Raw genomic sequence first — 3,437 nt, forward strand, 5'->3', positions numbered from 1 at the left:
GGGCGGGCTCGGGGTGGCGGCGCGCATGGCCGCCTCGTTGACGGGTTCCCGCACCACGATGGGCGGAATGGGCCGGGATCCTGGGATGTTGATCCTGGCGCGGGTCGTCAGCGTGGTCTCGGTCTTCTTCTCCTCCGCCTGCGGGGCTCCCGGGCGGGCATCACCATCCCCCCCCAGGGGACTGGGGGATGGGCTGTCAGTTTCTCGACTCAAGGCAGGATCTCCCGGTTGGCCATCGCCGACCGTCCCGGGCGGACCGGGCGCGGACGACTGGCCCCACGATACTGGGGACGGAGCCGCGGGACGGCCCCACCACAGGATTGGCACATGCGTACACGTGATGGCGGGCCGGACGGTGCACCGTCGCCTCCCTCGCGCGAGGCCCAACGAGGCTACCTTCGTGGCGACTTGTCTCCGTCGCGCCCGGTGTTCCGGGGCCACGGGCGGGCCATGGCATCGGGCGAGAAGAACAGCATCGGCCGCTCGGAGGGCACGAGGGCGGCCGAGGCCACGGCCAGGGTCATGCCGCCGAGCAGGAAGAGGTAGCTGCCGGCGCCGGCCGCGAAGACGAAGTCGCCCTGCGGGCGGTTCACGGTCAGCAGCAGGACCACGATGGCCCAGCCGGCGGCCGGGGCGCCGGCGCCGGCCCTGGTGCGGGTGAGCATGGCGCCGCCCCAGAAGAGGCCGGCCGCCCCGCCGAGGGCGAGCAGCAGGCCGAGGGGCGTCCAACCGCCCTGGAGCAGCGATCCGGCCACGCCGGCCAGCGCGCCGAGCACTCCGAGCCCGAGGTAGGCCAGGATCCTCATGCCGCCTCCCCGTCGAGTCCGTCGAGTCCGTCGAGGACGTCGGTGGCGCCCGGCGGCAGGGGCGTGCCACCGGCCAGTCGGTAGTACTCGGTCGACCACAGCGGCTGGGCCAGGCCGTTGGAGAGCGCGAAGACGTCGCCCTCGATCTCGATCTGGGTGGCGTGCGCGGCCATCGCGGCCCGCTTGGCGGCCAGGGCCGCGAGCGTGGGCGGGACGGCGAGCGCCACCTGGTCGTCGGCCACCACGCCGGGGATGTCCGCGACCTCGGCGACGCCGGCGAAGCGTCCGGGACCTGTGTCGCGCAGCTCGGCGAGCCGGGCCTCGGCCTCGCCGCGCGGCACGCAGTTCCACAGCACGCGCTCGACGCGGTGGCCGGCGATCTCCACGCCGCGCATGGCGACGCGGTGGGCCTGGATGTGGTCGGGGTGACCGTAACCGCCGTTCTCGTCGTAGGTGATGAGGACCCGGGGGCACACCTCGTCGATGACGGCGGCGAGGGCGGCGGCCGCCTCGGCGGGGTCGGCGCGCCAGAAGGCGTCGGGACGGTCGTTCTGCGGGAGGCCGAGCATTCCCGAGTCGCGCCAGCGGCCCGCGCCACCGAGGAGGCGGTGGTCGTGGACGCCGAGGGCGCGCATGGCGGCGGCGAGCTCGGCCGCCCGGTGCGGGCCGAGCGCGTCGTCCCGGTCGGCGGCGAGGTGGGAGAGGGTGGGCGGGATGACCTCGCCCTCCTCGCCGAGCGTGCAGGTGACGAGCGTGACCCGGACGCCGGCTGCGGCGCAGGCGGCCATGGTCACGCCGTTGTTGATCGACTCGTCGTCGGGGTGCGCGTGGACCAGAAGCACACCCGCCTGGCCGGAACTCATGCGGGCGAGCTTACGTCGCCGGCCGGCGGCGACCGGAACCCCCAGGGGGTCGGCCGTCGGCCGGTGCGCGCTCCGGACGCCTCAGAAGCTGAGGGAGCTGATCATGTCCGCGATGCCGTTGCTGAAGTCGTTGATGGTCGGAGCCATGTTGGAGCTCGCGAGGTAGAAGCCGAACAGCATGCACACGATGGCGTGCATGATGTTCAGGCCGGCCCTCCTGACCAGCAGTACGACAATGACCGCGAGCAGCAACACCGCGGAGACGGAGAGCGCCACCCAAGATCACCTCCATGTAGTCGTGCCCGGTTCAGGGCAGGCCGACGGACGCTTCCGTTCTTGCTTGGAAGTGTCTTACCCACCACGCGCGATGGATCATAACGATCATCTCCCTGAGCATGTCTCGGTGCATGGGAGCAGAGGAGGGGCGCACGCCCCCGGCGTGGCGGTGATCGTCCCCTGCTCAGGGTGTGACGGCCGGGGCGGCCGGGTCCTGGGAGGCCAGCGTCGTGCCCTCCTCGGGGAAGTGGCAGGCGGTGAGGTGGCCGGGTGCCCGCGCGGAGAGAGCGACCAACGGCGGCTCCTCGGTGGCGCACTTCTCCCGCGCCTTCCAGCACCGGGTGCGGAACCGGCAGCCGGAGGGCGGGGCGGTCGGCGAGGGCACGTCGCCCTCCAGCCTGATGCGTTCCCTGGCCGGCGCCCGCGCGCCCGCGCCCTCGTCCTCGTCCTCGTCCTCGTCCGGGTCTTCGAGGTCCACCTCGGGCACGGCGGAGAGCAGGGCGTGGGTGTACGGGTGCCTGGGGCGCTCGTAGATCGCCTCGCGGTCGCCGACCTCGACGATCTTGCCGAGGTACATCACGGCGATCCGCTGGGAGAAGTGCCGCACCACGGCGAGGTCGTGGGCGATGAAGAGGAAGGCGATACCGAGGTCGCGCTGCACCCGGCGCAGCAGGTTGACCACCTGGGCCTGGATGGAGACGTCGAGCGCCGAGACGGGTTCGTCGGCGATGATCAGCTTGGGTTCGAGGGCCAACGCCCGTGCCACGCCGATGCGTTGGCGCTGGCCGCCGGAGAACTCGTGCGGGAAGCGGTTGTAGTGCTCGGGGTTGAGGCCCACGGTGTGCAGCAGTTCCCGCACCCGCTGTTCGCGACCGCCGGGCGGATCGATGCCGTTGATCTCCATCGGGCCGCCGATGATGGTGCCCACGGTCTGCCGGGGGTTGAGCGACGAGTAGGGGTCCTGGAAGATCATCTGGATCTCGGAGCGGATCGGTGCCATGGCCCGCCGCCCCGCGGCGGTGATGTCCCGGCCGCGGTAGACGATGCTGCCGGCGGTGGGGTCGATCAGCCGGGCGAGCAGCCGGCCCGTGGTGGACTTGCCGCAGCCGGACTCGCCGACCAGGCCGAAGCTCTCCCCGGCGTGCACGGTGAAGTCGAGACCGTCCACGGCCCGGACGGCGCCCACGGTCCGCCGGATCGGGAAGCCGCCCCGGACCGGGAAGTACTTGGTCAGACCGCGCACGGTCATCAGTTCTGTGGTGCTCTCGTCGCTCATCGGTGAGTGGGTCCTTCAGCGCAGTCGGGGGCGGATCCGCGTCGTGAACAGGGCGCGGCGCTGCTCGCCCGTCAGGTGGCAGGCGGCGCCGCGGCCCTCGGGCAGCGCGGGCCGCTCGGCGCCGCAGCGGTGGGGTCCGGAGGGGGATCCGGCCACCTCGTCCGGGAAGGCGCAGCGCGGCTCGAAGGGGCAGCCGGGGGGCGGGGTGAGCAGGCT

At 72.7% G+C, this 3,437-nt stretch carries 5 protein-coding genes and 1 pseudogene; all 6 read right to left on the reverse strand.

Annotation, left to right across the window (positions count from 1 at the left end; translation table 11 throughout):
• Positions 1 to 213: hypothetical protein (locus E1265_RS38385; protein ID WP_207931337.1), on the reverse strand; the 213-nt coding region annotated here is incomplete at its 3' end.
• Positions 214 to 392: 179 nt separating this feature from the next.
• Positions 393 to 806 (reverse strand): DUF6113 family protein, encoded by a 414-nt coding sequence (locus tag E1265_RS35060; RefSeq protein WP_132934995.1) that lies wholly within the window; start codon positions 804 to 806, stop codon positions 393 to 395.
• Positions 803 to 1,669 carry an N-acetyl-1-D-myo-inositol-2-amino-2-deoxy-alpha-D-glucopyranoside deacetylase gene (gene mshB / locus E1265_RS35065; RefSeq protein WP_132934996.1) on the reverse strand — a complete coding sequence of 289 codons (867 nt, stop codon included), beginning with the start codon at positions 1,667 to 1,669 and terminating at the stop codon, positions 803 to 805. The genes E1265_RS35060 and mshB overlap by 4 nt, the downstream gene beginning before the upstream one ends.
• Positions 1,670 to 1,750: 81 nt before the next feature.
• Positions 1,751 to 1,945, reverse strand: coding sequence for a hypothetical protein (locus E1265_RS35070; RefSeq protein WP_132934997.1), 195 nt, complete (start codon positions 1,943 to 1,945; stop codon positions 1,751 to 1,753).
• 184 nt (positions 1,946 to 2,129) lie between these two features.
• The gene (locus E1265_RS35075) at positions 2,130 to 3,221 is read right to left on the reverse strand and encodes an oligopeptide/dipeptide ABC transporter ATP-binding protein (RefSeq protein ID WP_132934998.1); all 1,092 of its coding nucleotides are present in this window, start codon (positions 3,219 to 3,221) and stop codon (positions 2,130 to 2,132) included.
• A 15-nt stretch (positions 3,222 to 3,236) separates the two neighbouring features.
• Positions 3,237 to 3,437, reverse strand: a pseudogene (locus tag E1265_RS37575) (ABC transporter ATP-binding protein); the annotation flags it as partial.

It is taken from the genome of Streptomyces sp. 8K308, from assembly GCF_004348315.1.
GTDB lineage: Bacteria > Actinomycetota > Actinomycetes > Streptomycetales > Streptomycetaceae > Streptomyces.